Genomic DNA, 26,244 nt, shown 5'->3' on the forward strand with positions numbered 1-26,244 from the left:
ACCTCCGGGAAGGTGCGACGGCAGCAGCGATCATGCGCGGATTACTTGCGGCCCTGGATGGCGAGGGCCTGTTCGTACTCGTGCCGGATGGCGTCGGCGCCGGACTTCCGGTAGTCCGCGACGGCCTCGTCCCAGGAGTCGAGGTCGGCGCGGCCCAGCTGGATGTCCTTGGTGATCGAGTCCATCCGGGTGTCGAGGATCTTGCCCTTGGTCGACTGGGTCGGCGAGTACAGCCCGTACGTCGGCGCCAGGATCGCCGTCGGCAGGACCGCCTTGAGATGGTTGTACGCCGTGTCGACCGCGTCGGCGTGACCCGGGAAGTACGCCGGGTACGGCCCGTCGGACAGGTACTGGATCGGGAACTCCCCGAGGCACACCTCGCTGCCGCCGTCCTTGGTCAGCACCGGATCGGTCCCGTTCAGCGTGTAATGCCGCCCGAGCAGGCCGAACTTGCGGAACAGGTACTCCTCGGTCCCGAACGGCGCGGCCATCCAGTTCAGCATCCGGAGCAGCATCTTCGTCCGCGCCGGCGGCCCCGGCCTGATCGCCGCGATCGAGTTGTTCGGTGAACCGAGCAGCACCCGCCCGACCTTGCCGTCGTCGGCACGCGGGACCGGGATCGAGATGTTGAAGTCCTCGTCCGTGGCCCGCCGGTAGAAGCTCTGGATCGACGAGTACGTGTCCTGGGTCATCACCGCCGATCCCTGGGTGAACCAGACCTTCTGGTTGTTCTTCGCGACGCCGTCCGGGTGGATCACGCCGTCCTTCACCATCTGCCGGGTGATTGCCAGCATCTCCTTGTGTTCCGGCAGTTCCCGGCTGTGCACCAGCTTGCCGTCGCGGACCTCCCAGCCGTTGGGCAGCCCGAGCATCGCGCTCACCGCCGCGGTCGGCGGTACGGCGAAGCCCCACCGGTTCTTCTTCCCGTCGGTGACCGCCTTCGCCACCTTCTGCAGTTCGGCGACGGTCGGCGACCCGAGCTCGACGCCGAGCTTCTCGAGCAGGTCCTGGCGGGCCAGCAACGTGTTCGACGACATCACGCCGCGCTGGATCGGCACGGCCCGGATCCCGCCGGAGAACACGCAGCCCCGCCAGGACGCCTGGGGAGCGTTGGCCAGGAACGGGTATTCGAGGATGGCGTCGCCGGACAGGTACTCGGTCAGGTCCTGCGCCCGCGCCTCGAGGAATTGCGGCAGGTACGCGAACGACCCGTCCACGTTGAAGACGTCGCCCAAGGTGTCACCGGCCACCGACGTGGCGAACTTGTTGACGTAATCGGTCGCCGCCGTGATGGTCAGGTCGAGCGGCGACCCGAGCCTGCGGTTCAGTTCCTGCCAGTACTTGTTCCGATCGGCGGTCGGCGGAATCGGGTTCGACGTCAGGGTCGTTCCCACCACCTCGCTGCCGTCGCCCGGCACCCCGCTGGTCACCTTCTGCGGATCGGCCGGGAACCGGTAGAAGCAGTCCGGCATCAACGGATGGCTCCGCGGCAGGTCCGGCTTCGGCCCGTCGAACCGCTTGTACGTCGGCAGCGCGACCGGCTTGTTCAGCGCCGCGATGTCGTCCGAGCGGGTCACCGTGGAACACCCGGTCAGGCTGACGGCGGCCGCGGCCAGCGATCCGCCGAGGAGGGTTCTGCGGCTGACGTTCATCCCTTCACCGCCCCGGTCAGCATGCCCTTGGCGAAGTGCCGCTGCAGGAACGGGTACACGATCAGGATCGGGACGAGCGATACCACCAGGATCGCCATTTGGATCGACTCCTGCGGCGGCAGCTGATCGGCCGCCGCGCCGCCGAGATCACCGCTGCTGAGCTCGGTGTTGTTGATCACGTACGTCCGCAGTACCAGCTGCAACGGCCACTTCGCGGTGTCGCTGATGTAGAGCATCGCGTTGAAGAACGCGTTCCAGTACCCGACCGCGTAGAACAACCCGACCACCGCGAGCACCGCCCGGGACAGCGGCAGCACGATCGACCAGAAGATCCGGAAGTCGCCGGCGCCGTCGATCCGGGCCGAGTCCAGCACGGACTCCGGGATACCCATGAAGAACGACCGGAGCACGATCACGTTGAAACCGCTGATCGCCGTCGGCAGGATCAGCGCGAACAACGAGTCGAGCAGCCCGAACTGCTTCACCACCAGGTAGTTCGGGATCAGGCCCGGGCTGAACAGGATGCTGAACAACACGATCATCAGGATCGGCCGCTGCCCGAACGAGCCGGGCCGGCTGAGCGAGTAGGCCAGCATCGTCGAGCCGGCGAGACTGATCAGCGTGCCGCCGACGGCGATCACGACGCTGACCAGCAGCGCCCGCTGTACCACGCCGCCGTTGAAGATCGCCTTGTACGCGTCCAGGTGCAACGCGTCCGGCCACAGCACGAACCCACCGGAGTTCGTCACGTGTTGCTGGCTGGCGATGCTGGTCGAGATCACCCCGAGGAACGGGACGACGACCACCGCACAGCAGACCACCAGCACGATGGTCTTGAGGACCCGCGAGGACATCGCCGGGCCGTCATCGATTCCCTTCTGCATCGTGCTCATTTCTGGTACACCCCCGCCTCACCGAAGATGTGCGCGATCTTGTTGGCGCCGATCACCAGGACGACGGCAACAAGACCCTTCACCAGGCCGACCGCGGCGGACACACCCCATTGGCCTGCCAGTACGCCGTTGTTGTAGACGTACGTGTCGAGTACTTCGGAAGCCGGTCTGCCGACCAGGTTCTGCTGCAGGATGATCTGCTCGAAGCCCACCGTCAGCGAATCGCCGAGGCGCAGGATCAGCAGCAGGATGATCAGTCCGCGGATGCCCGGCACCGTCACGTGCCACAGCTGCCGCCAGCGCGACGCCCCGTCCACCCGGGCCGCCTCGTACAGCCCTGGATCGATCTGGGTCAGCGCGGCCAGGAACAGGATCGTTCCCCACCCGGTGTCCTTCCAGATCACCTGGCTGGTCAGCAACGCGATGAAGCCGTCCGGGTTGCCGAGGAAGTCGATCGTGCCAATCCCGTGCGACCGCAGGAAGTTGTTGATCAGGCCACTGCCGCCAAGGATCTGCTGGAAGATCGCGATCACGATCACCCAGGACAGGAAGTGCGGCAGGTACAGCACCGACTGCACGACCCGCTTGATCCGCTCCGACAGCAGGCTGTTCAGCAGCAGCGCCAGCGCGATCGGCGCCGGGAACACGAAGATGACCTGCACCAGGGTGATCAGCAGCGTGTTCTTCAGGGCGTTGAGGAACTCCTGGTCGCCGTTGAAGATCACGGCGAAGTTGTCCAGCCCGACCCACGCGCTGCGCCCGAACGGGACGAACGGCAGGTACTCCTGGAATGCGATCAGGTTCCCGAGCAACGGCAGGTAATGGAACACCAGCAGCAGGACCAGCCCGGGAAGGGCCATCAGCAACAAGATCTTGTCCCGGCGGGCTCGGGCCCACCAGGACAGGGGTTTAGCGGACGAGGGCAGTCCGGCGTCGCTGCCGGCCGCGCCCGGTGGTCCGGAACCGGTCGCCCCGACGCTGTCGCTCGGGGTGGACCGGTCTGTCTGGAGGCTGTTGATTGCGTCTGTTCGAGCCACGCGAGACTCCCTGGGTGGTTGTCGTCGCTCCCGCAACGGAGAGCGTTTTCCGTTCCCCTTTGTTCGATGCTGTCGTGTCTTGGGGAATCGCGCAGCTTCGTTCGGAGCGTCATCCAGGATTCGTGGTGAGGCGACCACCGGACGTGATCAACCGCACGGACGGTTACCTGAAAGTCATTGCCAGGTTCCGGCCGGTGGCTGCTGGCCGATGCCGGGCTTCGACCAGTCGCACACCCCGCCCGGGAAGATCGAGCGCAGCCTCCGCCACTGGGCGTCGGTGAAGCCCGGGTAGTCCGATCGCGAAGGCGACCTCAGCTTGCACTTGATCACGTCGGCCGCGACGCCCGCGCCCGCGACCTCGCGCGGGAACGACGCCGACGGGAAGAGTTGCTCGCAGCGTGATGCCGGGTCGCGGTTCAGCGGCTGGGCGATGAAGCCCGAGGGGCCGCGGCAGCCCTCTTGCAGTCCGGAAGGCCGCGCGGCGACGATCTTGTCGATCCTCGGCCGGGAGGTGCCGTCGGCGTCCAGCACGGTCAGCCAGCTGTCCATCGAGTCGACCGCGTGCTGCAGGAGCGGGCTGTCGGTGCTGAACAGTCCGTACTTCGCGTCCTCGAGCAGGCTGACCTGGTTCGCCGACGTACCGTTCGCCTTCTCGAGCCGGGCGCGCATCGAGAACGTGTGGTACCGGACGTGGATGTCGCCGTACGACTGGGTGTCGAAGTACGCGCGGTAGTCGATGATCGGGACGTCCTTCAGCCCTCCCCCGCCGTTGGTCAGCCGCCCGGTCCGGTACGCCGTACGCACCGCCAGCGGGTCCGCGACGGTCCGGGCCGGCACGAGGTTCGCGTCGGCGTCGAAGCCGCCGATGTGCTCGTTCAGGTCGAGGAACTGCGCGGGCGTGATCACGCCGGACTTCAGCACGCCGAGCCCGTACTGCACGCCGACGTTGTCCAGTGGCCGCCGTACGAACCCGGTCGCGGGATCCACGCCGTACGTGTTGATCGCGTGGTCGAACACGTCGCACCGCACCCCGCGAGGGTTCGCAACCGGGTCGTAGCGCTGGGCCGCCGGGACGATGTCGCAGTTGCGTCGCGGGTCGATCCGGTTCGCGCTCACAGCCATACTCGGCAGCGTCGCGTACGTCGCGAACCCGGCCACCCGCCGCTTCTGCTCCTGCGTCCAGGCGAGGCTCGACCTGGTGAAGTACGAGTCCAGCAGCCACGAGTCGCTGATGAACGAGATCGTGCCGAAGCCGACCTCCGGGAACGAGCACCCGACGATGATCCCGTCGAAGATGCCCGGGTAGTTGTCGGTGATCTGATGCGCCTGGTACGACCCGCCGGAGCAGCCGAAGCCGACCGTGTACTCCGGCCGCCCGTAGTGCTCGACGAACAGTTCCTTCGTCATCATCGCCGACTCGGCCGCGGTCAGGTCGTTGCAGTTCTGCCCGAAGACGTTGAGCGACGACGACATCAGCGCATACCCGCGGCCCAGCAGGAAGGCATCGGTCACGCCGCCGGTCGTGGAACCCGAGCGGTGCCACCCGCCGGCGCAGCCGCCGCCGAGCGTGAAGATCGCCCGTCCGTTCCAGCTCGACGACCGCCGGGTCGGTGTCGGCGTTGCCTCCCGCAACGGATCGTGCAGCATCGTGGTCTGGACGACGGCCCGGTTCGCGCTGCCCGTCTCCATCCGGACGATGAACGGATCACCCGCGTCGGTCTTCGCGAGATCCGCCGGGTACGCCGTCGTACCGGCCGGCCATTTCGCGAAGGCCCCCGCTGTCGTCCGGTAGAAGTAGTCGACCCGCGGCTTGACGGTGCAGTCGGTGTCGAGCGGGGCGCCGAGCGTGCCACCGATCACCGGGATCGTGAACTGCGCCGTCTCACACACGAACGGCTGCTCGTGCGGCCCGGAGAACACCGGACCCTGGCGCGGGTAGTTGCGCACGTCAAGCGTCGTACGGCGTCCTCCGGACTCGGCGCGCAGCACGTTCGAACCCGGAGGCATGTTCCCGACCAGCCCGGTCACACCGTCGCCATCGGCAACGAACACCGACGACACGTCCTTGCCGTTAAGCGTCACCCGAACACGGTCATCCGGTGTGATGACGTGGACGAGTGCATCGCCACCGGTGATCTTGTCCGGGCGGCTGGACACGATCTCCAGCTTCACCTCCCGCGACGCCACGGCCGGAACCGCGGGAAGGACGAGCGCACTGGCAAGCAGGACCACGGCCAGCCGAACTGGTCGGGAACCGATCACGAGACCTCCTAGTGGGCGGCCACCTCGTAGACACGGGCGATGTCAGGAGTCGTGCTGGACGGGTCGGAGATCGTCAGCCGGATCTGGTCGATCGCCGCCGACGTGACCGGAGTGGAGACCAGCGCCTTCGTGTTGGCGGTGTAGCTCCCGAGCTGGACCCAGCCCGCGGACGTGTGCCCCTCGACCTTGAAGGCGGTCAGAACGGTGCCGGTGGCAGCATTCGGGTACCCGTACCCGCTGTAGACGTCCACCTGACTCACATCCTTGTAGGTCCCCAGATCCACTGTGAGCACCGGCGCCGTGTCACCGACGGCCGACATCCAGCGTCCGCTGTCCGCACAGGACCCGTCAACCGCTTTCGGCGCGCCCGAGTTCGCGTCGTACGTCGAGGACGCGGTCACCGTCGCCCCGCGGGCCAGGTGATCCGAGCACGGTGACGTCGCCGGCGCACCCGCCAGCCAGTCGCGGATGAACGCGCCCTCGTACTCGCCGGACAGCAGGTTCCAATTCTTGTCGAACATCACCGGAGCCCAGAAGTTGTCGAACACCCAGCCGAGCCACCCGATCTGCGGACGAGCGTCCAAATACTGGCGCAGGGGCAGTCCCCAGCCGGACGTCGTACCGGCCGTGACCTGGTTCGCCGACGACGAGGGGTCCCAGCCGAACTCGGTCAGCACGACCGGCAGGGTCGCCGATGCGGTGCCGAACTTCGGATCGAGACTGGCCGCGGTCGTCGGGCCCTGGTTCGGATACAGGTGGTAGACGTACGCGATGTTGCCGCCGGTGATCGGGTCGGTGACCGCGCCGTTCAGCCGGGTGCTCCAGGACGGGCTGCCCATCAGGATCACGTTCGACGCCACCGAGCGGATCGAGTCGACGACCGGCTGGATGTACGACTTCCAGTTGGCCCAGTTGTCCGGCGCGATCGGCTCGTTGAACACCTCGAACAACACGTTCGGGTTGTTCGCGTACCGCGGCGCGACGAAGTCCCAGAAGCCCTTCACGTCGGACTGCGGTACGGCGCCGGCCGCGTCACCGTAGTTGCGGACCAGATGCAGGTCGATGATCACGTAGAGGCCCTTGGCCACGGCGTGGTCGACGTACGGCTTGATGTAGGTCGCGTCGTACGCGTTCAGGTCCTTGCCGATCGCCTCGGTGACGAGCAGGCGGAGGACCTTGGAGTTCCAGCCGTTCGAGACGGTCATGTCGATCAGGTCGTTGATCGGCTTGGAGTTGCAGTCGGTGCAGACGGAGTTCTGCTCGGGGGCGATGATCGACAGACCCTTGAGGGTCACGTCGGTCCCGGCGCTGTTCTTGATGCGATTGCCTTCGGTGTGCAGGGCGGGTAGTGCGGTGGTGCTCGCTGCTGCATTCACCAAACAAGCAGCGGAGAACAGCACCGCGGTACACAGGGCGGCCAAAGACTTTCGGAGCACAGCATCATCCCTTTTCAGTCGCGATGGGTGCGGATCTCTTCCGGCCATGCCAGCGGGATCTTCAGGTTGTCCGCGAGCAGGCGCTGGTAGTCGGCCAGGTGGGTGGGGTCGTTGCGGACCTTGCGTGGTGACAGGCCTTCGGCCAGACAGAAGCTGACCAGTGCGCCAACCGCCTCGCCGATGCTCCATTCGACCGGGTGCAGGCGGTAGCAACCATTGGTGATGTGCGTCGTGCCGATGTTCTTGTTCGCGGGCAGCAGGTTGTCGACGCGGACCGGGATCAGCGCGCCGAGCGGGATCTGGAACGGGTACGCCTCGATGTCGACGTACGTCCGCCCCGCCGTACTCGGGTGCAGATCGATCCGGTACCGGCCGAGCCCGACGGTGTCTGCGAACACTTCGCTGCCGGCGCCGTCCGGCCGGGCCTCGACCCCGACGTGCTGCTCGAGAACGGTGAACTCGGCTTGGATGCGACGCGACTCGCGGATGTACGGCGTCTTGGCCAGGCCGTCCGCAGTGCCGGTGACGTCCGGGCGCAAGGTGAGACCGGGGTATCCGCCCTCGGTCTGCATCCAGTAGAGGAAGGACAGCGACAGATCCCGGCTCGCGGCGAGAACCTTCGAGGGGTCCGGACCGCCGAGCAGCGGCTGCTCCCAGTAGTCGAGCTGCGGCCAGTTCACCACCGTCACGTCCGGGATCACCTTGTCGACAAAGTTGCTGCTGGCAAGGATTTGTCGATACCGCCAGAGCGAGAACGGCGCCCGCCGATCCTGGTTGGCCTCGAGCAACTTCCACTCCCGCTGCTCGAGCGTCACCGGTACGACGTCCGTCCACGACAGCTGCGGCCCTGGCCAGAACGGCGCGACTGTGTCCCGCCAGTGCTCGTAGGTGGCCGGGCGGTCGATCGTGTGGTCCTCCCCGGGCCGATGCTCCAGCGCGAAACACCACGAGAACGCCTGCTGATCAAGGGGATCCGCGACCTCCGGCGCGTGCAGCTCGCCGGTCTGATCGCGACCTTCCGCGCCGATCACGTGCTCGACTCCACCCAGCTCGAGCAGGTCGCCGAGCTCGGTCGCGTCGACGACGTACGTCGCGGACACCGTCAGCTCGTCACCGGTGCGCAGATCCCGAAGCGTCACCGCCTCGATCTCGTCACCGGAGGCGTGGGCCGCGACCGCTTCGTGCTCGAGGAACAGGCGGAGCCGGCCGGATGCCCGCCAGGGAGCGAGCATCTCCTCGAGGACGGCGGCGGCCACCCGCGGTTCGTGGCAGAACCGGCTGACGACACCCAGGCCCGGATCGAGCAGCGGATCGGCAGCGGCCTGCGGCGTCAGCGGGTAGTTGCGGCGGTAGTAGTCCCGGATCCGGCGACGCAGTTCGGCGTACCCGCTCGCGGCGTACTGCTCGATCCACGGGTGCTCGTCGGGCGGCACCAGCTGGCTGGTCAGCTGCCCGCCCAGCCAGTCGGTCGGCTCGGTCAGTACGACGCGGTGACCCAGCCGTACTGCGGTCAACGCAGCCGCGACCCCGCCGAGTCCGCCGCCGACGACCAGGACATCCGTCTCGAGTTCCACCCGTTCACTCCTTTACTCGGGGCGCGGCGACGGTTTCGCCGGCCACCAGATCACAGGCCACCAATTGGCTGACCGGTTCTTCGTCCGGGTTCTCGACCCGCGCCACCAAGGCGTCGATCGCGATCCGGCCGATCTCCTTACGCGGGATGACCAGGCAGTCCCAGCGGTGGCCGGGCTCGTCGCCCGATCCCTCCAGCACCGCGACCGACAAGTCACCCGGGATGCTCAGTCCACGCGTGCCGAGGCGCTCCCGCAGGTCCTCTGCCTGACCGATGTTCTCGGCAACCACCGCCGTCTCCGGTCCGGCCGTCAGCTCCTCCAGCCACTTGTCCGTGAGCCCCGGCTCACCCCGGAAGCCCGGTGAACGGTCCTGCAGACCGAGGCGCTCGACCGCGGCGCGGTAGCCGGCCCGGCGGTCGGCGTACGCCTCCTGCTCGATCCCCGAATGCAGGTACGCGAGGTGCCGATGGCCTCGCTCGGCGAGCGAGCTGACGATCCGGTCGGCGGCCGACACGTAGTCCGGGATGATGCACGGGATCTCCGCACCAGGGACCTCGCGGCGGCCGATGTGCACGAACAGGTAGCCGTCGTGCCACAGGCGCGCCAGCTCCTCGCGATCGGTCGCGGCGCCGAGCAGCACGGTGCCGTCGGCGAGGTTCAACCGGTTCGTGCCGTCGCGGTAGATCCTGCGCCGGCCGTCGCTGGTCCCGGTCGAGGTGAACAGGACCAGGTCGTACCCGATCTCCTCGGCCCGCTCCTCGATCCCGAGCAGGAACTCGAAGTAGAAGTCCTCGCGGGCATGCGGGAAGACAGCCTCGAAGGTGTGTACGCCGAGGAGCCGGTTGCGCTTGTTGCGGAGGTTGCGCGCGGCCGCGTTCGGGACGTACCCGAGCTCCTTCACCGCGGCCCGGATCCGCTCCTGGGTCTCCTCCGGGATCCGGTCGATGTCCCCGCTGACCACCCGGGACACGGCGGACTGCGAGACACCCGCGAGCCGGGCGACGTCGGATTGTCGTGGTGCTTTCATGCGTTCTCCTGCAACCAGCAGTGGGTCCATCGCCCGTCGGGCAGTTCGGTCCGCGGCGGTGTCTCGGTACGGCATCTGTCCATCGCGAACGGGCAGCGCGGGTGGAAGCGGCAACCGGCCGGCGGGTCGATCAGGCTCGGCGGCTCCCCCAGGTCCTCCGCGTCGAACAGGTCCGGCCGGTCCCGGCGTTCGGGATCGGGAGACGAGTCGATCAGCAGCTGCGTGTACGGGTGCAGCGGGTTCGCGATCACGTCTTCTTTCGGGCCGCCCTCGACCATGCGGCCGGCGTACATCACGACGATGTCGTCGCAGAGATAGCGCGCGCTGGCGATGTCGTGGGTGATGTACAGCAGAGCCAGGCCGTCCTCGGTCCGCAACCGGTCCAGCAGGTTGAGCATCTCCAGCCGGATCGACACGTCCAGCATCGAGATCGGCTCGTCGCCGAGCAGCACCTTCGGCTCGACTGCCAGCGCACGCGCGATCACCACCCGCTGCCGCTGCCCGCCGGACAGCTCGTGCGGGAACTTGTCGAGGTACTGCTCGGCCGGCGTCAGGCTCACCCGCTCCAGCAGCTCGACCACCCGCCGGTCCAGCTCCGCCTTCGTCCGTACGGCGTGATGCAGCTTGACGGCACGCTCCAGGTTGTACCGGACGCGATGCAGCGGGTTCAGCGAACCGAACGGGTCCTGGAAGATCAGCTGTACGTCGCTGTAGTACGCCCGCGGCTTGCCCTTCACGGTCTCGCCGTGCAGCCGGATCTCACCGGACGTCGGCGGGTAGAACCGCGCGAGCAGCCGCGCCAGCGTGGTCTTCCCGCTCCCGCTCTCACCGACCAGCGCCACGATCCGGCCCGGCTGCAACGCGAGTGTCGCGTCCTCCACCGCCCGGACCGTCGACCGGCCGGCTGGGAAGTGCTTCGAGACCGCGCGGGCCTCGAGAACAGGTTGGCTCATAGCTGATCATCTCCCGACGGATAGAGCCGGCAGGCGACGGCATGGTCCTCGATCGTCAGCAGCTCGGGTCGTTGCTCGTCGCAACCGTCGAAGCGGTCCGCACAGCGCGGGTGGAACGGGCAGCCGGGCGGCGGGTTGCGCAGGTCCGGCGGGCTGCCGGGGATACCGGTCAGTTTGCGGAGCGGCGAACGTAGCGGTGGGAACGAGTCGCGCAGGCCGCGGGTGTAGGGGTGCCGGGGCTTGGAGTAGAGCGACTCGGCGGTGCCGATCTCGACGATGCGGCCGCCGTACATGATCGCGATCCGGTCGGCGAGCTCCAGCAGCAGCGAGAGGTCGTGGGTGACGAACACGACCGCGAACCCGAGCTCGCGGCGCAGACGCAGTACCTGGGCGAGGATCTGGCGCTGCATCACCACGTCGACGGCGGTCGTCGGCTCGTCCATCACCACGAGCTCGGGACCGCAGGCGAGCGCGAGGGCGATGCTGGCGCGCTGCCGCATGCCGCCGGACAGCTCGTGCGGGTAGCTGCGCACGCGGTCCGCGGAGATCCCGACCATCGCCAGCAGCTCAGCCGCCCGCGCCCAGGCATCCGTCTTGCCGAGGGCCTTGTCGTGCGAGCGCAGGACGTCGACGAACTGCGCGCCGACCCGCATCACCGGGTTGAGCGCGTCCATCGCACTCTGCAGCACGATCGCGAGCGAGGTCCAGCGCAGCGACCGCAGCTCGGCCGGCGCGAGGCCGACCAGGTCCGTGGGCTCGCCGCCGCGCGGATGGAACGTGATCCGGCCGGCGGTGATGACGGCCGGTGGGCGCTGGAGCCGGGTCAGTGCGGTGATCAGCGTCGACTTGCCCGACCCCGATTCCCCCGCCACCCCGAGGATCTCGCCGCGCCGCAGCTCGAACGACACGTCGTCACACGCCCGCACGGGCCGATCCGCGGTCACGTAGTCGACGGTGAGTCCCTCGACCGCAAGGACCGTCGTCCGCGTCCGCGGCTCCGTGATCGTCATGCTTCCACGACCTTCCTGGCCCGGACGAGCACCGACCGGCGGGCCTGCCGCAGCTTCGGGTTGGACACTTCGTCGACGCCGAAGTTCACCAGCGTCGCCGCCGTACCGATCAGGGCGATGCAGAGCCCGGGCGGTACGAACCACCACCACAAACCCCGCAGTACGGCGCTCTGCTGCTGGGCGGCCTGGATCATCGTGCCCCAACTGATCGAGCCGGAGTCGGTGATGCCGAGGAACGCCAGCCCGGCCTCGGCCATCACGCCGCCGATCATCCCGTGCAGGAACATCGCCGAGATCCAGCCGGTCAGATGCGGGAGCACCTCGAAGAAGATCAGCCGCCGGTGCGGCTCGCCGATCATCCGCATCGCCAGCACGAAGTCACGGCTGCTCAGGCTGAGCGACTGCGCCCGGAGCGTCCGCGCGCCGCCCGACCAGCCGAACAGTCCGATGATCAGCGCGATCACGAACGGCCCGGTGCCTTGGACGTACCCTGCGACGATCAGGATCAGCGGGAGCACCGGCATCACCAGGAACAGGTTCGTGAGGAAGTTCAGGCCGTTGTCGACCGCGCCCCCGAAGTACCCAGCCGGTACGCCGACCAGGATCGCGATCAGCGTTCCGATCGCGGCGGCGAGGATGCCGACCAGCATCGAACCGCGGGCGCCGGCAATCGTCTGCGCGAGCACGTCCTGGCCGAACTGCGTCGTACCGAAAAGGTGGTGGGCGCTGGGCGGCTGCGAGATCGAACTGATGTCGTTCGCTCGTGGGTCGCCGCTGATCGCGGGCCCGAGGACCGCGAGCAGCACGAAGAACGTGAGGATGGACAGCCCGACCCGGACCTTCCAGCTCTTCAGCATGATCATCCCCTCGCCCGGATGCGCGGATCGAGCAGGACGTACGCCAGGTCGGCGACCAGGTTGGCCAGCAGGACCGCGAGCGTGATCAGCAGGAAGACGCCCTGCATCATCGGGTAGTCCCGCTTCTGCAGCGACTCGTAGAGCAGGTAGCCGATGCCGGGATAGCTGAACACGATCTCGGTGAGCAGCGCGCCGCCGACGACCCCGCCGAGCGCCATCGCGAAGCCGGTGAAGCTCGGCAGCATCGCGTTGCGGGCGGCGTACCTGAACATCACCCGCTGCGGCGACAGGCCCTTCGCCTGGGCAAGGAGGACATAGTCCTCACGGACCGTGGTGACGGTCATGTTCCGCATCCCGAGCAGCCAGCCGCCGAAGGCCGAGAACACGATGGTTGCTGCCGGCAACACACCGTGGTGGAGCACGCTGACGGCGTACGCGAAGCTGAAGCCCTGCGGCAGGTCGGCGTCGTACCCGCCGGACAACGGGGTCCAGCCGAGGACGAAACCGAAGATCCAGAGGGCGAGCAGCGCGACCCAGAAGTACGGGACGCTGCTCAGGAACGTGGTGAACGGGGTCAGGACCGCGTCCAGACGGCTGCCGGCCTTCCAGCCGGCGACGACGCCGAGCAGGGTGCCGATCGCGAACGCGGTGACGGTCGTCGTACCGACGAGCAACAGCGTCCACGGCAGCGCCTGCCAGACCAGGTCGGCGACCGGGACCGGGAAGTTCACCACGGAGACGCCGAGGTCACCGTGGGACAGCTGGCGGAGATAGTCGGCGAACTGCTGGGCCAGGTTGGCGTGCGGGTTGCCGAAGATCGCGCGGATCGACATCAGCGTCTCGGCCGGGACCTGCTGACCGCTGACGCGCTCGAGCTCCTCGACGATCGCCGACGACGGGTCGCCCGGCATCAGTCTCGGGAGCAGGAAGTTCAGCCCGATCGCGGCGGCCGCGGCGGCCAGGTAGAAACCCAACCGCCGGGCCAGGAACGCCCAGCGCATCAGCTTCCCCGGCGCTGCAGCTTGAGCATGGTGAGGATCGTGTCCGGTCCCATCCCGACGAACGGGATGTGGTCGAAGTCCTCCGGTGTCGGCCAGCCGGTCCAGCGGGTCGCGTTGATGTCGACGAAGTAGAAGTTGTTGTAGATCGGGCTGAACGGCACCTTGTCGACGACGATCTTCTGCAGTTCGCGGCCGAGCGTCTTCAGCTGGTCGACGTCGTCGGTCCGCTCCATCGCCTTGAGGATCGTGTCGGTCTGCGGGTCGCTCCAACGACCTTGGTTCAGCGTCGCTGACTTGCCGATCGGGACCTGGTACGAGCTGCTGAGGAAGCGGTAGACGCCGTACACCCCGGAACCGCCGGTGGATGCGGCGGCCAGGTCGAACTGGCCGAGGTTCTGCTTGTCGTAGTACCCGGCGCTCGGCTGGCCGGCGCCCTTCACCTGCAGGCCGAGGTTCTGCTTCCAGGTGTTGATCAGGATGTCGGCGTAGTTGCCCCAGCCCCAGTCGGAGTTGAACAGGATGCTCGGCTGGTACCGCTTGCCGTCCTTGACCAACGCGCCGTTGTCGATCGTCCAGCCGCCCGCGGCCAGCTCGGCCTTCGCCGCGGCGGCGTCGACCTTCTGGACCTTGCCCTTGTACGCCGGGTCGAGCCAGTCGGCGAACAGCTGGTCGGACAGTCCGGTCGGTCCGGCCTCGGTGCCGGGCCGCTGGAGCGTGGTGACGACGGCCGTGCGGTCGATCGTCAGTGCGAGAGCCCGCCGTACGTGCACGTCGTCGAAGGGCGCCTTGGCGGTGTTGAACAGGACGGACATCGCGCCGCCGTTGGAGTAGAGCTGGTAGAGGTGCTTGTCCGGGTCCTTGGCGACGTACTCCTTCTCGCCGTTCGGCCAGCTCGCGGACGCCCAGTCGATATCGCCCTTCAGCAGCTGGGCCTTCAGCGCGTCGGCACTGGTCGGGATGATCTTGTACGTCGTCATCGGCAGCTTCCCGCCCCAGTAGTCCGAGCGCGCGCTCAGCGTGATCTGCTGCGGCTTGAACTCCTTCAGCGTGAACGGGCCGGTGCCGATCGGGTCCGGGTTCGTCCAGGTGTTGAGGTTCTGCGTCGACCAGATGTGCTTGGGGACCATAGGGAGCAGGATGTTCGCGAACTGGTTCAGCGTCGCGTACGACGGCTCGGCGAAGGTGACATTTACGGTGCTGTCGTCGACCTTCGCCACTGACTTGTAGGTGACACCGGCGATGCTGAAGTCCGGCTTCTCGATCGGCAGGCCGAGCGAGTAGACGACATCGTCCGCGGTGAACTTCTGGCCGTCCGACCAGGTCACGTCATTACGCAGCTTGATCGTCAGCTGCTTGCCCTGCGCGGAGAACGTCCAGCTCTCCGCCAGCCACGGCTTCACCACGCCGCCGTCGCCGTAGTCGACCCGCATCAACGGCTCGTAGACGAGCTCCATGTTCGGCGCCTTGTCGGTCGCCGGGCCCATCACGTTGTAGTTGCGGACGAACGTCGTACCGCCGTCTGTCTTCGCGTAGACGACCGACGCGTCCGCCGCGCCGACGCCACCCGCGGGCTTGGCGGCGGGACCTGAGCATCCCGCCGCCAGCACCGCACCGACCACCAGAAGAACCCGCCACCGACTGCGCATATCTCTCACCCCAGGACTAGAGCGGCTGCACGTTCATACGTATGAGCACTCTGGTATGAGCTATTTCCGGTTTGCTCTTACGTATGCGCAGGAACCTACGAACGTTACGTGCACATGTCAAGACCGAGACGGCTCCGCAACCACGATCCGTGGATGCTGCCCCGCCACGGACACCTCGTAGACGGCGCTGACGCGCCAGCCGCGGGCGAGCTGAGCCGCTTGCTGCGGATTGAGGATCGCAACCAGCCGCCCGTCGAGCACCCGACGCCATTGCCGGATGTACGGCGAGAGATCCCCGATCGCCACCTGGCGATCCCACGGCGGGTTGGTGACGATGCGATCTGCGGTGATGTCCAGGCGAGCCGCATCACCACACTCCCACCTAATCCCCGCACCCCCCGCGCCTGCGGCGCAGGCCGCGCAGGCCGCGCAGGCCGCGCAGGCCGCGCAGGCCGCGCAGGCGGCGCAGGCGGCGCGGGCGGCGCGGGCGGCGCATTGCGTTCCTGGGGAGGCGGCCTCGGCCGCGTTCCCGCACACTGCCGCAAACGCTGCGTTCCCGCGGGCGGCCGCAACCGCGGCGTTCTCGCGGGCGGCCGCAACCGCGGTCGGATCTCTGTCGATGCCGGTGTAGGCAGCTCGCGGCTCGAGGGCCCATGCTTCCAGCAGCAGCGTGCCCGCGCCGCAGAACGGGTCGAGGACCATGTGGCCGGGCTCGATTCCTGCGAGGCGCGCCATCGCGGCGGCGACCGGCGGGTGCAGGCTCCCGCGCACCGTCCGCGTCCGCCAGGAGCGCCGGTGCAGCGGTACGGCGTACGGACGCAGGCCGACCCACAGGGTCTTCCCGTCCAGTACGACGCGCCACTCGGACCGCTCGGCCGGGGGCACCGCGCCTCCCCGGCGCGAGTAGTACCGGCCGCCGAGCCGCGCGCCTACCAGGTCCTCGATGGCGAAGCGGTTGAAGTTCCGCTCGCCGACGAAGGACGCACTGACGGCAAACGCCCCCGATCCCGAAGGCAATTCCAGCGAGCGGATGGCCGCGGCCAAGCCGTCCTTGGTTCGCCCTGGGTCCACCACGGCCGCGTGTACGACGAACAGGTCGTCCGCCAACCGCGGCGGATCAGCCAGAACCGACATCTCGGCGACCACCTGCCGCTTGGACACCTCGACCACCCGATGCCCCGCAGCGACGACTTCCTCAGCCGCCAGTTTTTCCAACCCCGCAACAGTTCGCACCAGCACCAAGTGCATGGAGAATCTCCCGGATAGCACCCGGGAACAACCAGACGGTCACTCCCGCATCGCTGACCGCGGGAAACCTCGAACAGGCCAGCGGAAGCTAGCCGGCGCGGAAGAAGTATGTCTCCATGGCGGAGATCCTGGCACAGCCGTGGCGAACTACCCAGCGAATTTTCGCTGTGCCCTTGAGTAATGAACTCGGCTGGTTTTAATCTCGGGTCTCCGCCGCCCCGGAGGTTGCTCGTGCCCAGACAGCTGTCCTGGATCGCCCGCCGAGCGATGCTCGTCATCGCGCTGCTGCTCGGACTCTCCCCCCTCGCCCCCGCGCAGGCGACCCCGACGGTGGTCGCCCAGCCTGCCCAGGTCGAACACCGCGGCGCCGAAGTCGTCGCGGTCAGGCAGGTCGCGGACCGGCTGACCGACCTGACCGTACGCTCCCAGGCGCTCGGCGGCCGGACCGTCAACGTCCGGTTGCTCACCCCCGACGGCTGGGACCCCGCCGACCGCAGCCAGCACTGGCCGACGTTCTGGCTCCTGCATGGCTGCTGCGGCGACTACACGTCTTGGTCGGGCACGGACATCGCGACGATCCCGAGCCTGCGCAAGGTCCTGGTCGTGATGCCCGAGGCCGGCTGGAACGGCTGGTACAGCGACTGGTGGAACTACGGCGCCGGCGGCGACCCGGCCTGGGAGACGTTCCACACCGTCGAACTGGCACACCTGCTCGAACACGGCTGGGGCGCCAGCTCGAACCGCGTCGTGGCCGGCCTGTCGATGGGCGGCCAGGGCGCGCTGCTGTACGCCGCCCGCCATCCCGGCATGTTCCGCGCAGCCGCGGCGTACTCCGGCTCCGCCCATCCGCTCCTCAACGACGAGTCGGTCAACCGGATCATGGGATTCTTCGCCGGTCAGGGCAACGACCCGCTCCGCGTCTCGGGCGACCCGGTCGCGCAGCGCTCGATCTGGGCGGCACACGACCCGTACTACCTGGCCCAGCGACTCAAGTCGCTGCCGGTCTACCTGTCGTGTGGCGACGGCACCGCCGGACCGTTCGACCCACCCGGCAAGACCGACGCCTTGGAGGCCGACTTCAACCGCCAGAACCACGCCCTGGCCGCCGAGCTCCAGCGAGTCGGCGCGAAGCACCTCACCACCAACTTCTACGGACCCGGCACCCACGCATGGGCGTACTGGCAGCGCGAGCTACACGCGTCGCTGCCGATGCTGCTCCAGGCCCTGCACGTGAGTCAGAGGTAGGTCTGGGTGCTCGGGGGGGCGGATTCCATCCAGGCCAGGACGCCGGTGAGGGCTTCTTCGGTCATGGCGAAGTGGACGGTGCGGCCGTCGAGGTCGGCGTCGACGATGACGTGGCCGGCGTAGGTGACGAGGGGCTCGTTGCCCATCGGGCGGCGGGTGCTGATGCTGTCGAGCTGGCGGCGGTTGACCACCAACTTGGGCCACCAAGCCAGGCTGAAGACGCGGAACCACTGCAGCTCGTCCCCGACGTACCGGGCCAGGCCGAGGGCCCAGCCGCGGCCGTGCTCCTTCTCGGCGAGCTGGAGGCTGCAATCAAAAGTTCCGCCGTCCCTGGACAACCAGCGACGGCGGAACGCGACAAGCACGATGAACAGCACGGCGGCAAGCAAACAGACCCCGACAACATCGAGGACTGTTCTCATACGTTGCCAACCTCATTTCCGGTGCCCGACCCCGGGCACCCCGGAGAACCGTACTGTCGTGACGATATTTGATTATGGCAGGTGGTCAGGAGGTCTGCTCGGCCGCCCGCACTCTGGCCTCGGCGAGGCGCAGTTCGTCGGCGTCGGCGTCGGCCAGACCGGCCGCCAGCGCCTGCTCGAGCTCGCGCCGAGCCTCCTCCAGGTCGATGTCGTGACCCATCTCGGCGTTCTCGGCCAGGATCGAGACCCGGTTGTTCGCGACCGAGATGAACCCGTCCGGCGCGGCCGCGACGAAGTACTCGTCGTCGACGGTCCGCACCTGGACGGTGCCGCCCTGCAGCAGGCCCAGCAGCGGCGCGTGGCCGGGCAGGATGCCGACGTCGCCGTCCGTGGTCCGGGCGATCACGATCGTCGCCTGCCCCTGCCAGACCGTCCGCTCGGCGGCGACGAGCGCCACCTCCAAGTGGTCAGCCATCTCAGTTTTCCTTCTGCAGCTCGGCCCACTTGCGGTCGACGTCCTCGAGCGAACCGACGTTGAAGAAGGCCTGCTCGGCGACGTGGTCGTACTCGCCCTCGGTGATCTTCTTGAACGACTCGATCGTGTCCTTCAGCGGCACGGTCGAACCCGGGATGTTGGTGAACTTCTCCGCCATGTAGGTGTTCTGGGACAGGAACTGCTCGATCCGGCGCGCGCGGGCGACGGTGATCTTGTCCTCTTCGGAGAGCTCGTCGACACCGAGGATCGCGATGATGTCCTGCAGTTCCTTGTTCTTCTGCAGGATCTGCTTCACCCGGACGGCCACGTCGTAGTGCTCCTGGCCGATGTACTGCGGGTCGAGGATCCGCGACGTCGAGGTCAGCGGGTCGACGGCCGGGTACAGACCACGAGCGGCGATGTCACGCGAGAGCTCGGTGGTCGCGTCCAGGTGCGCGAACGTGGTGGCCGGCGCCGGGTCGGTGTAGTCGTCGGCGGGCACGTAGATCGCCTGCATCGAGGTGATCGAGTGACCGCGGGTCGACGTGATCCGCTCCTGCAGCACGCCCATCTCGTCGGCGAGGTTCGGCTGGTAACCGACGGCCGACGGCATCCGGCCGAGCAGCGTGGAGACCTCGGAACCGGCCTGGGTGAACCGGAAGATGTTGTCGATGAACAGCAGCACGTCCTGCTGCTTGACGTCGCGGAAGTACTCCGCCATCGTCAGCGCCGACAGCGCGACGCGCAGTCGCGTGCCCGGCGGCTCGTCCATCTGGCCGAACACCAGTGCGGTGTCCTTGAAGACGCCGGCCTCTTCCATCTCGTTGATGAGGTCGTTGCCCTCACGGGTCCGCTCGCCCACGCCGGCGAACACCGACGTACCACCGAAGTTGTGGGCGATCCGGTAGATCATCTCCTGGATCAGAACGGTCTTGCCGACACCCGCACCGCCGAACAGGCCGATCTTGCCGCCCTGCACGTACGGCGTGAGCAGGTCGAGCACCTTGATGCCGGTCTCCAGCATCTCGGTCTTGGACTCGAGCTGGTCGAAGGCCGGCGCCTTGCGGTGGATCGGCCAGCGCTCGGTGATCTCGAACTCGGACTCGTCCTGGTTCAGGCACTTGCCGGTCACGGACCAGACCCGGCCCTTGGTGACGTCGCCCACCGGGACGGAGATCGCCGCGCCGGTGTCGCGCACCTCGGCGCCGCGGACCAGGCCGTCGGTCGGCTTCATCGAGATCGCGCGGACGATGTTGTCGCCGACGTGCAGCGCAACCTCGAGCGTGATGGTCTGGACGTCGCCGTTGAGGTCGATGTCGACCTCCAGCGCGTTGTAGATGTCGGGCATCGCGTCGGCCGCGAACTCGACGTCGACGACCGGGCCGATCACCCGGGCGACGCGACCGATGCCGGTGGCACCCGCCTCGTTGTTCTTCTCGGTAACCGTGGCAGTCATCTCTCTCACTCGCTCCCGGCGTTCGCGTCGGCCAGCGCGCTGGCGCCGCCGACGATCTCGCTGATTTCCTGGGTAATTTGTGCCTGCCGGGCCTGGTTCAGGTCCCGGGTCAGGCTCTCGATCAGGTCCTGCGCGTTGTCGGTCGCAGACTTCATCGCCCGCTGCCGGTTGGCCAGCTCGGAGGCCGCCGCCTGCAGCATGCAGTAGTGGATGCGGCTGGCGACGTACTTCGGCAGCAGCCCGTCGAGCACCTCGTGGGCCGACGGCTCGAACTCGTACAGCGGCAGCACGTCGTCCGCCGGCGGCTTCTCCTCGCCCTCGACGACCTCCAGCGGCAGCAGCCGGATCACGTCCGCGCGCTGGGTCAGCATCGACACGAACCGGGTGAAGACGATGTGGATCTCGTCCACGCCGCCCTCCTCGGTCGGGGTCAGGAAGGCCTCGATCAGCGCGTCGGCGATCTCCCGGGCCCGGGCGAACGACGGCGCGTCGGAGTCGCCGGTCCACGACTGCGCGACCTCGCGCTGCCGGAACGTGTAGTACGCGACGCCCTTGCGGCCGCTGAGGTAGGAGACGATCTGCTTGTCGTCCTCACGCAGCATCTGGTGCAGCCGCTCGCCCTCACGGATGACGTTCGCCGAGTACGCACCGGCCTGACCGCGGTCGGAGGTGATCAGCAGAACGGCGGCCCGCTTCGGGTTCGGCTTCTCGGTGGTCAGCGGGTGGTCGACGTTCGAGAACGTCGCCACCGCCGACACGGCGCGGGTGAGCTCACGCGCGTACGGACCGGCCGCCTGGGCGCGCTGCTGCGCCTTGACGATCCGGGACGCCGCGATGAGCTCCATCGCGCGGGTGAGCTTCTTGATCGTGGAGACCGAGGCCTTCCGATCACGAAGCTCCCGCAGGTTGGCCGGCATCGGTCAGCTCCGCTTCTGCTTGACGATCTGCTCCTGCTCGACGTCCTCTTCGTCCATCGCCTCGGCCTCGGCCTCGGTACCCAGCAGGGTGCCCTCGGAGGTCTGGAAGGTCGGCTTGAACGCCTTCAGCGCGTCGGTGACGGCCTGCGCCTCGTCGTCGCCGAACAGCCCGGACTCACGGATCGCGTCGAGCACCTTGCTCTCCCGCCGCAGGTAGTCCAGGAAGTCCCGCTCGAAGCGGAGCACGTCGTTCACCGGCACGTCGTCGAAGTGGCCGCGGGTACCGGACCAGATGGAGACGATCTGGTCCTCCACCGGGTACGGCGAGTACTGCGGCTGACGCAGCAGCTGGACGAGCCGCTGACCGCGGTCGAGCTGCCGGCGGGAGGTGGCGTCGAGGTCGGACGCGAACATCGCGAACGCCTCCATCGCACGGAACTGGGCCAGGTCCAGCTTCAGCGAACCGGACACGTTCTTCATGCCCTTGACCTGCGCGGCGCCGCCGACCCGGGAGACCGAGATACCGACGTCGATGGCCGGCCGGATGTTGGCGTTGAACAGGTCCGACTGCAGGAAGATCTGGCCGTCGGTGATCGAGATGACGTTGGTCGGGATGAACGCCGAGACGTCGTTGGCCTTGGTCTCGATGATCGGCAGACCGGTCATCGAGCCCGCGCCCAGCGCGTCGGACAGCTTCGCGCAACGCTCGAGCAGCCGGCTGTGCAGGTAGAAGACGTCACCCGGGTAGGCCTCGCGGCCCGGCGGGCGGCGCAGCAGCAGCGACATCGCGCGGTACGCCTCGGCCTGCTTGGTCAGGTCGTCGAAGACGATCAGCACGTGCTTGCCCTGGTACATCCAGTTCTGGCCGATGGCCGAACCGGTGTACGGCGCGACGTACTTGAAGCCGGCCGGGTCGGACGCCGGGGAGGCGACGATGGTGGTGTACGCCATCGCGCCGGCCTCTTCGAGGGCGCCGCGGACCGACGCGATCGTCGAGCCCTTCTGGCCGATGGCGACGTAGATGCAGCGGACCTGCTTCTTCGGGTCGCCGGACTCCCAGTTCGCCTTCTGGTTGATGATCGTGTCGATCGCGATCGCGGTCTTGCCGGTCTTGCGGTCGCCGATGATCAGCTCGCGCTGGCCGCGGCCGACCGGGATCATGCCGTCGATCGCCTTGATACCGGTCTGCAGCGGCTCGCGGACCTCCTGGCGGTCCATCACGCCGGCCGCCTGCAGCTCCAGCGCGCGGTCGCCGTCGAGGTCGGTGATCTCGCCGAGCCCGTCGATCGGCTTGCCCAGCGGGTCGACGACCCGGCCGAGGTAGCCGTCGCCGACCGGCACCGACAGCACCTTGCCGGTCCGGCGGACCTGCTGGCCTTCCTCGATCCCGTCGTAGTCGCCGAGGATGACGACACCGATGTCGCGCACGTCGAGGTTCAGCGCGATGCCCTGGGTGCCGTTCTCGAACTCGAGCAGCTCGTTGGTCATCGCCGAGGGCAGGCCCTCGACGTGGGCGATACCGTCACCGGCGTCGACGACGGTGCCGACCTCTTCGGCGGACGTCTCGGCGGGTTGGTACTCGTTGACGAACTGATCCAGGGCGTCCCGGATCTCCTCCGGCCTGATCGTGAGCTCAGCCATCTCTATATCCTGCTTCCTTGACCTTGCTGGCCTGTTGTCTGTGAGCCGTCAGCCCGCGATGCGCCGCTGCGCTTCGTCGAGCCGGGCCGCGATGGTTCCGTCGATCACTTCGTCGCCGATGTCCACCCGGACGCCGCCGACCACGTTCGGGTCGACGATCACGTTCAGCTGGATCTGCCGGCCGTACTGCCGGCTGAGCGCGTCGGCCAGCCGGGTGCGCTCCGCCTCCGACAGGTCGGTGGCCACCCGCACGGTCGCGATGCTGGCGTTGCGCCGGGCCGCCGCGGCGACCTGGTAGCTGCGCATCGACGCCGCGAAGCTCCGGCCCCGCCCGTCCACCGCCTGCTCGGCCAGCCGCACCGTGCTGACGTCGGCCTTGCCCTGGAGCAGTCCGCGGATCAGCTCCTGGCGGTGCTCGACCGGGATCACCCGATCCCCCAGCTTGTCGGCCAGGGCCCGCTCGACCGCGACCACGCGGTCCAGCCGGAACAGTTCGTCCTCGACCTCGTCCAGCTTGCGCCGGCTGTCGGCGTACGCCACCTCGGCCTCGACGCTCAGCTGGTCGAGGGCGTCGCCCAGGTCACGACCGCTGACCCAGCGGCCGGACACCGCGACGGACAGGATCTCCAACGCCTGGGGGGAGATCTTGCCGCCGAACAGCTGCCGGGCCAGACCGGCCTTGGTTTCCTTCGGCCGGGCCGGGTCGGTCAGTGCGCGCCGGAGCGCGCCGTTGCCGTCGAGCAGCTTGGCGATCGAGAACAGCTCGCCGCCCAGCGCCTCGGCCGGGCTCGCACCCGCCAGGGCCTGCTCGGCCCGGGCGAGTGACTCGTGCGACGCGCCGCGCATCAGCCGTCCGTTCCGACGGCCTGACGAGCGGACTCCGACTCCTCCAGCTCGGCCAGGAAGCGCTCGACGGTGCGACGCTGACGCGCCTCGTCCTCGAGCGACTCACCGACGATCCGGCCGGCCAGGGTGGTCGCCATCGTGCCGACCTCACTGCGCAGCGATGCGACCGCCTGGGCCCGCTCGGCGTCGATCTGGGTGCGCGCGTGCGTGACGATCCGCTCGGCCTCGGCGTTCGCCTGCTCGCGCATCTCCGCGATGATCGCCGCACCCTGCTCGCGGGCGTCCTCGCGGATCTTCGCAGCCTCTTGGCGGGCCTCCGCCAGCTGCGCGTTGTACTTGTCCAAAGCAGCCTTCGCCTCGGCCTGGGCCCGCTTGGCATCTTCCATGCCGCCTTCGATGGCCGCGGTCCGATCGGCGTACGCCTTCTCGAACTTCGGGACGACGACCTTGGCGAAGAGGATGGCCAGCAGGACCAGGAAGACGAAGCCAAAGATGATCTCTGGGGTGTGCGGCAGCAGCGGGTTCACGTCCTCACCGGCTGCCTCGCTGAGCGGTAGCACCAACGTCGTCATGTCTGCGTCCTGTCAGTCAGTCTGGAAAAGGGGTCAGCTGGCCTTGAAGACGAAGGCGAGCGCGATACCGATGATCGCCAGAACCTCGGTGACGCCGAAGCCGATCCACGCGATCGACTGCAGCTTGCTCTGGGCCTCCGGCTGACGCGCGGTGCCGTTGATGACGGCAGCGAAGATCAGACCGACGCCGACGCCCGGGCCGATCGCGGCGAGGCCGTAGCCGAGGACTGCGATGTTGCCGGCAATCTCGAGAGCCATTTCAGGTGTTTCCTTTCGGTACGGATAGGGACTATCCGGGTTTCCGTTACTACGGGTCTATGGAGGGGAACTGCGGATCAGTGGTCGTCGGCGATGGCGCTGCCGATGTACTGCGCGGTCAGCACCACGAAGATGTACGCCTGGATGCTCTGGACGAACAGCTCCAGCCCGGCGATCGCGAGGCCGAAGACCCACGTGACGACGCCGACGCCGGCAAGCAGGATGTTGTCGGCCTCGAACACCATGTAGTGGCCGCCGAGCACGAACACCAGCAGCAGGATGTGACCGGCGAACATGTTCGCGAACAACCGCAGGCTCAGCGAGATCGGCCGGACCACGATGTTCGAGATGAACTCGATCGGGATCATCAGCGGCATCAGCCAGACCGGGACACCGGCCGGCATCGTCTGGTGCTTGAAGTAGCCCCAGAGGCCGTGCTTCCTGATCCCGACGGTGTTGTAGATGATCCAGCTCATGATCGCGGCCACGTACGCCCAGCCGATGTGGCTGAAGGTCGGGAACTGGACCAGGGGAATCGTGCCGGCGACGTTGTTCAGCAGGATGAAGTAGAACAGGCCGCACAGGTACGGCACGTACTTCATGTACTCCTGGCTGCCGATCGCGTCCCGGGCGATCGAGTTGCGGACGAAGTTGTAGCCCAACTCGCCGGCGAACTGCAGTCTGCTCGGGACGATGGCGGACTTGCGGGAAGCCGCCCAGTAGAACCAGATGATCACGACGACGGTCAGCGCGCTCACCAGCACAGGCTTGGTGAACCAGTCCACGCCGTCGATGATGGGCGGGGTGTCGAAGCTCTGGGGACCGGGCGGGATGAACTCGGTCGGAACGCCGGTAATCACCGGGTCTCCTCTCGCGTCGTGCTCAAGTCGGACGCCTTGTAAGTAAGGGCAGGGCGGCTCAGGGCATGGCGGTCAACAACGTCAGACCCGGTGCGGATCGCGCCAGTCCCCGAAGGAATCAGGACTTTCCGTACCGGAAGTGCAGCAGCAGGATGGTGAGCCCGGCACCGAGGACGATGCCCACCGGAAGCAAGAATTCGGTGCCGAAGAGGCGATCCAGCCCGAAGCCGATGCCCCCGTAGAGCAGGACACCGCCGATCAAGTAGGACAGGACCCGCCAGCCGTCGCCCGAGTTCGGGGGTGATGGCTTCGGATCCTGATGCTCGCTCATTGGCACCCGAAACGTACCAGTTGGCGACAGATGCGGTCACATCGGGCCCCGTAATCTCCACCACAGCAGGGAAATCGTTACCTAGGGTGCTCATGCGGTCACCTCTTTGTCGAGGTCGTAGATCGGCACCCGGAGCCGCGACCAGGCCCAGATCTCGCCGGCCATCCAGCCCATCACGACGACCAGGGCGACCAGGCCGAGCACGGTCAGATTCACGTGCCTGGCCAGGCTGTCCGAGCTCAGCGCGACCGCGAGCAGACCGCCGAAGATCGCGATCCGGCCGGTGTACGACGCCATCGCGACCGCGAGCTGCATGGTCGGAGAGGTCTTGCGGGACAGGTGCAGCGCGATCAGGCCGGCGCCGGAGAAGACGATCACCATCAGCACGCCGAGCAGGGCACCCCACAGACCGGCGACACCGGCCGCGACAGTGGACACCGCGGTCGCATTCACTCCGACGACCAGGGCGGCGATCAGAGCGCCACGCAGCATTGCCAGCGCCGGGTGCTTTGTCGCTTGTCCGGCGGGTTTCGGGCTGTGGTCCGTAGGAGCCATCTGGTGGTTCCGTCCTGCTGGCGAAACTGGCTCGCGGCCAGTTCGTCGGGTGGGCGGGGTCAGGGGTGTC

The 26,244-nt window shown here is 67.8% G+C and carries 25 protein-coding genes; 1 reads left to right on the plus strand and 24 read right to left on the minus strand.

The features are described 5' to 3' along the window. Positions 1-41 precede the first annotated feature (41 nt). The 13 genes from ABT313_RS30800 to ABT313_RS30860 all read right to left on the minus strand — a co-directional run bounded on the left by ABT313_RS30800 (position 42) and on the right by ABT313_RS30860 (position 16,596). Positions 42-1,652 carry an extracellular solute-binding protein gene (locus ABT313_RS30800; protein WP_350861041.1) on the minus strand — a complete coding sequence of 537 codons (1,611 nt, stop codon included), beginning with the start codon at positions 1,650-1,652 and terminating at the stop codon, positions 42-44. After that, positions 1,649-2,545, minus strand: coding sequence for a carbohydrate ABC transporter permease (locus ABT313_RS30805; protein ID WP_350861043.1), 897 nt, complete (start codon positions 2,543-2,545; stop codon positions 1,649-1,651). The genes ABT313_RS30800 and ABT313_RS30805 overlap by 4 nt, the downstream gene beginning before the upstream one ends. Next, positions 2,542-3,582: an ABC transporter permease gene (locus tag ABT313_RS30810; protein WP_350861045.1), complete on the minus strand. Its 1,041-nt coding sequence runs from the start codon at positions 3,580-3,582 to the stop codon at positions 2,542-2,544. The genes ABT313_RS30805 and ABT313_RS30810 overlap by 4 nt, the downstream gene beginning before the upstream one ends. 174 nt (positions 3,583-3,756) lie before the next feature. After that, the gene (locus ABT313_RS30815; protein WP_350861047.1) at positions 3,757-5,844 is read right to left on the minus strand and encodes a DUF6351 family protein; all 2,088 of its coding nucleotides are present in this window, start codon (positions 5,842-5,844) and stop codon (positions 3,757-3,759) included. An 8-nt stretch (positions 5,845-5,852) separates the two neighbouring features. Continuing rightward, the gene (locus ABT313_RS30820; protein WP_350861049.1) at positions 5,853-7,280 is read right to left on the minus strand and encodes a cellulase family glycosylhydrolase; all 1,428 of its coding nucleotides are present in this window, start codon (positions 7,278-7,280) and stop codon (positions 5,853-5,855) included. Between the two features lie 14 nt (positions 7,281-7,294). Continuing rightward, positions 7,295-8,854 carry an FAD-dependent oxidoreductase gene (locus ABT313_RS30825; RefSeq protein WP_350861051.1) on the minus strand — a complete coding sequence of 520 codons (1,560 nt, stop codon included), beginning with the start codon at positions 8,852-8,854 and terminating at the stop codon, positions 7,295-7,297. Between the two features lie 4 nt (positions 8,855-8,858). Beyond that, a complete protein-coding gene (locus ABT313_RS30830; RefSeq protein WP_350861053.1) occupies positions 8,859-9,881 on the minus strand; it encodes a LacI family DNA-binding transcriptional regulator in 1,023 nt (340 codons plus the stop codon). Next, positions 9,878-10,834 carry an ABC transporter ATP-binding protein gene (locus ABT313_RS30835; RefSeq protein WP_350861055.1) on the minus strand — a complete coding sequence of 319 codons (957 nt, stop codon included), beginning with the start codon at positions 10,832-10,834 and terminating at the stop codon, positions 9,878-9,880. Before ABT313_RS30835 ends, ABT313_RS30830 begins: the two co-directional genes overlap by 4 nt. After that, positions 10,831-11,844, minus strand: a complete 1,014-nt coding sequence (locus ABT313_RS30840) for an ABC transporter ATP-binding protein (protein WP_350861057.1) — start codon at positions 11,842-11,844, stop codon at positions 10,831-10,833. The genes ABT313_RS30835 and ABT313_RS30840 overlap by 4 nt, the downstream gene beginning before the upstream one ends. Next, positions 11,841-12,701: an ABC transporter permease gene (locus ABT313_RS30845; RefSeq protein ID WP_350861059.1), complete on the minus strand. Its 861-nt coding sequence runs from the start codon at positions 12,699-12,701 to the stop codon at positions 11,841-11,843. The genes ABT313_RS30840 and ABT313_RS30845 overlap by 4 nt, the downstream gene beginning before the upstream one ends. Positions 12,702-12,703: 2 nt before the next feature. Further along, complete coding sequence (locus ABT313_RS30850) at positions 12,704-13,702, minus strand: ABC transporter permease (protein WP_350861061.1); 999 nt, start codon at positions 13,700-13,702, stop codon at positions 12,704-12,706. Further along, complete coding sequence (locus tag ABT313_RS30855) at positions 13,702-15,348, minus strand: ABC transporter substrate-binding protein (RefSeq protein ID WP_350861063.1); 1,647 nt, start codon at positions 15,346-15,348, stop codon at positions 13,702-13,704. The genes ABT313_RS30850 and ABT313_RS30855 overlap by 1 nt, the downstream gene beginning before the upstream one ends. Positions 15,349-15,465: 117 nt before the next feature. Beyond that, positions 15,466-16,596, minus strand: coding sequence for a methyltransferase domain-containing protein (locus ABT313_RS30860; protein WP_350861065.1), 1,131 nt, complete (start codon positions 16,594-16,596; stop codon positions 15,466-15,468). A 231-nt stretch (positions 16,597-16,827) separates the two neighbouring features. Between ABT313_RS30860 and ABT313_RS30865 the strand changes: the two genes are divergently transcribed. Continuing rightward, positions 16,828-17,841 (plus strand): alpha/beta hydrolase, encoded by a 1,014-nt coding sequence (locus ABT313_RS30865; protein ID WP_350861067.1) that lies wholly within the window; start codon positions 16,828-16,830, stop codon positions 17,839-17,841. Here ABT313_RS30865 and ABT313_RS30870 read toward each other — a convergent pair. From ABT313_RS30870 to ABT313_RS30920, 11 genes are all read right to left on the minus strand, one after another. Next, positions 17,832-18,263, minus strand: coding sequence for a DUF2550 domain-containing protein (locus tag ABT313_RS30870; RefSeq protein ID WP_350861069.1), 432 nt, complete (start codon positions 18,261-18,263; stop codon positions 17,832-17,834). The two genes, ABT313_RS30865 and ABT313_RS30870, sit on opposite strands and share 10 nt — an antisense overlap. Before the next feature lie 85 nt (positions 18,264-18,348). Continuing rightward, positions 18,349-18,738 (minus strand): F0F1 ATP synthase subunit epsilon, encoded by a 390-nt coding sequence (locus ABT313_RS30875; protein WP_350861071.1) that lies wholly within the window; start codon positions 18,736-18,738, stop codon positions 18,349-18,351. Position 18,739: 1 nt separating this feature from the next. After that, positions 18,740-20,194, minus strand: coding sequence for a F0F1 ATP synthase subunit beta (gene atpD / locus ABT313_RS30880; protein ID WP_350861073.1), 1,455 nt, complete (start codon positions 20,192-20,194; stop codon positions 18,740-18,742). 5 nt (positions 20,195-20,199) lie between these two features. Beyond that, a complete protein-coding gene (locus ABT313_RS30885; protein WP_350861074.1) occupies positions 20,200-21,111 on the minus strand; it encodes a F0F1 ATP synthase subunit gamma in 912 nt (303 codons plus the stop codon). A gap of 3 nt (positions 21,112-21,114) precedes the next feature. Further along, positions 21,115-22,752 (minus strand): F0F1 ATP synthase subunit alpha, encoded by a 1,638-nt coding sequence (atpA, locus tag ABT313_RS30890; RefSeq protein ID WP_350861076.1) that lies wholly within the window; start codon positions 22,750-22,752, stop codon positions 21,115-21,117. A gap of 48 nt (positions 22,753-22,800) precedes the next feature. Next, positions 22,801-23,598, minus strand: a complete 798-nt coding sequence (locus ABT313_RS30895) for a F0F1 ATP synthase subunit delta (protein WP_350861078.1) — start codon at positions 23,596-23,598, stop codon at positions 22,801-22,803. Beyond that, positions 23,598-24,170 (minus strand): F0F1 ATP synthase subunit B, encoded by a 573-nt coding sequence (locus ABT313_RS30900; protein ID WP_350861080.1) that lies wholly within the window; start codon positions 24,168-24,170, stop codon positions 23,598-23,600. Before ABT313_RS30900 ends, ABT313_RS30895 begins: the two co-directional genes overlap by 1 nt. Before the next feature lie 33 nt (positions 24,171-24,203). Beyond that, complete coding sequence (atpE, locus tag ABT313_RS30905) at positions 24,204-24,428, minus strand: ATP synthase F0 subunit C (protein ID WP_130448646.1); 225 nt, start codon at positions 24,426-24,428, stop codon at positions 24,204-24,206. A 77-nt stretch (positions 24,429-24,505) separates the two neighbouring features. Further along, positions 24,506-25,288 (minus strand): F0F1 ATP synthase subunit A, encoded by a 783-nt coding sequence (gene atpB / locus ABT313_RS30910; protein ID WP_350861083.1) that lies wholly within the window; start codon positions 25,286-25,288, stop codon positions 24,506-24,508. A 118-nt stretch (positions 25,289-25,406) separates the two neighbouring features. Beyond that, the gene (locus ABT313_RS30915; RefSeq protein WP_134111295.1) at positions 25,407-25,619 is read right to left on the minus strand and encodes an AtpZ/AtpI family protein; all 213 of its coding nucleotides are present in this window, start codon (positions 25,617-25,619) and stop codon (positions 25,407-25,409) included. A 90-nt stretch (positions 25,620-25,709) separates the two neighbouring features. Continuing rightward, positions 25,710-26,174 (minus strand): Cg1360 family ATP-synthase-associated protein, encoded by a 465-nt coding sequence (locus ABT313_RS30920; protein ID WP_350861085.1) that lies wholly within the window; start codon positions 26,172-26,174, stop codon positions 25,710-25,712. Positions 26,175-26,244 lie beyond the last annotated feature (70 nt).

The sequence above is a fragment of the Kribbella sp. NPDC000426 genome (assembly GCF_040300265.1).
In the GTDB taxonomy this organism is placed as follows: Bacteria; Actinomycetota; Actinomycetes; order Propionibacteriales; family Kribbellaceae; genus Kribbella.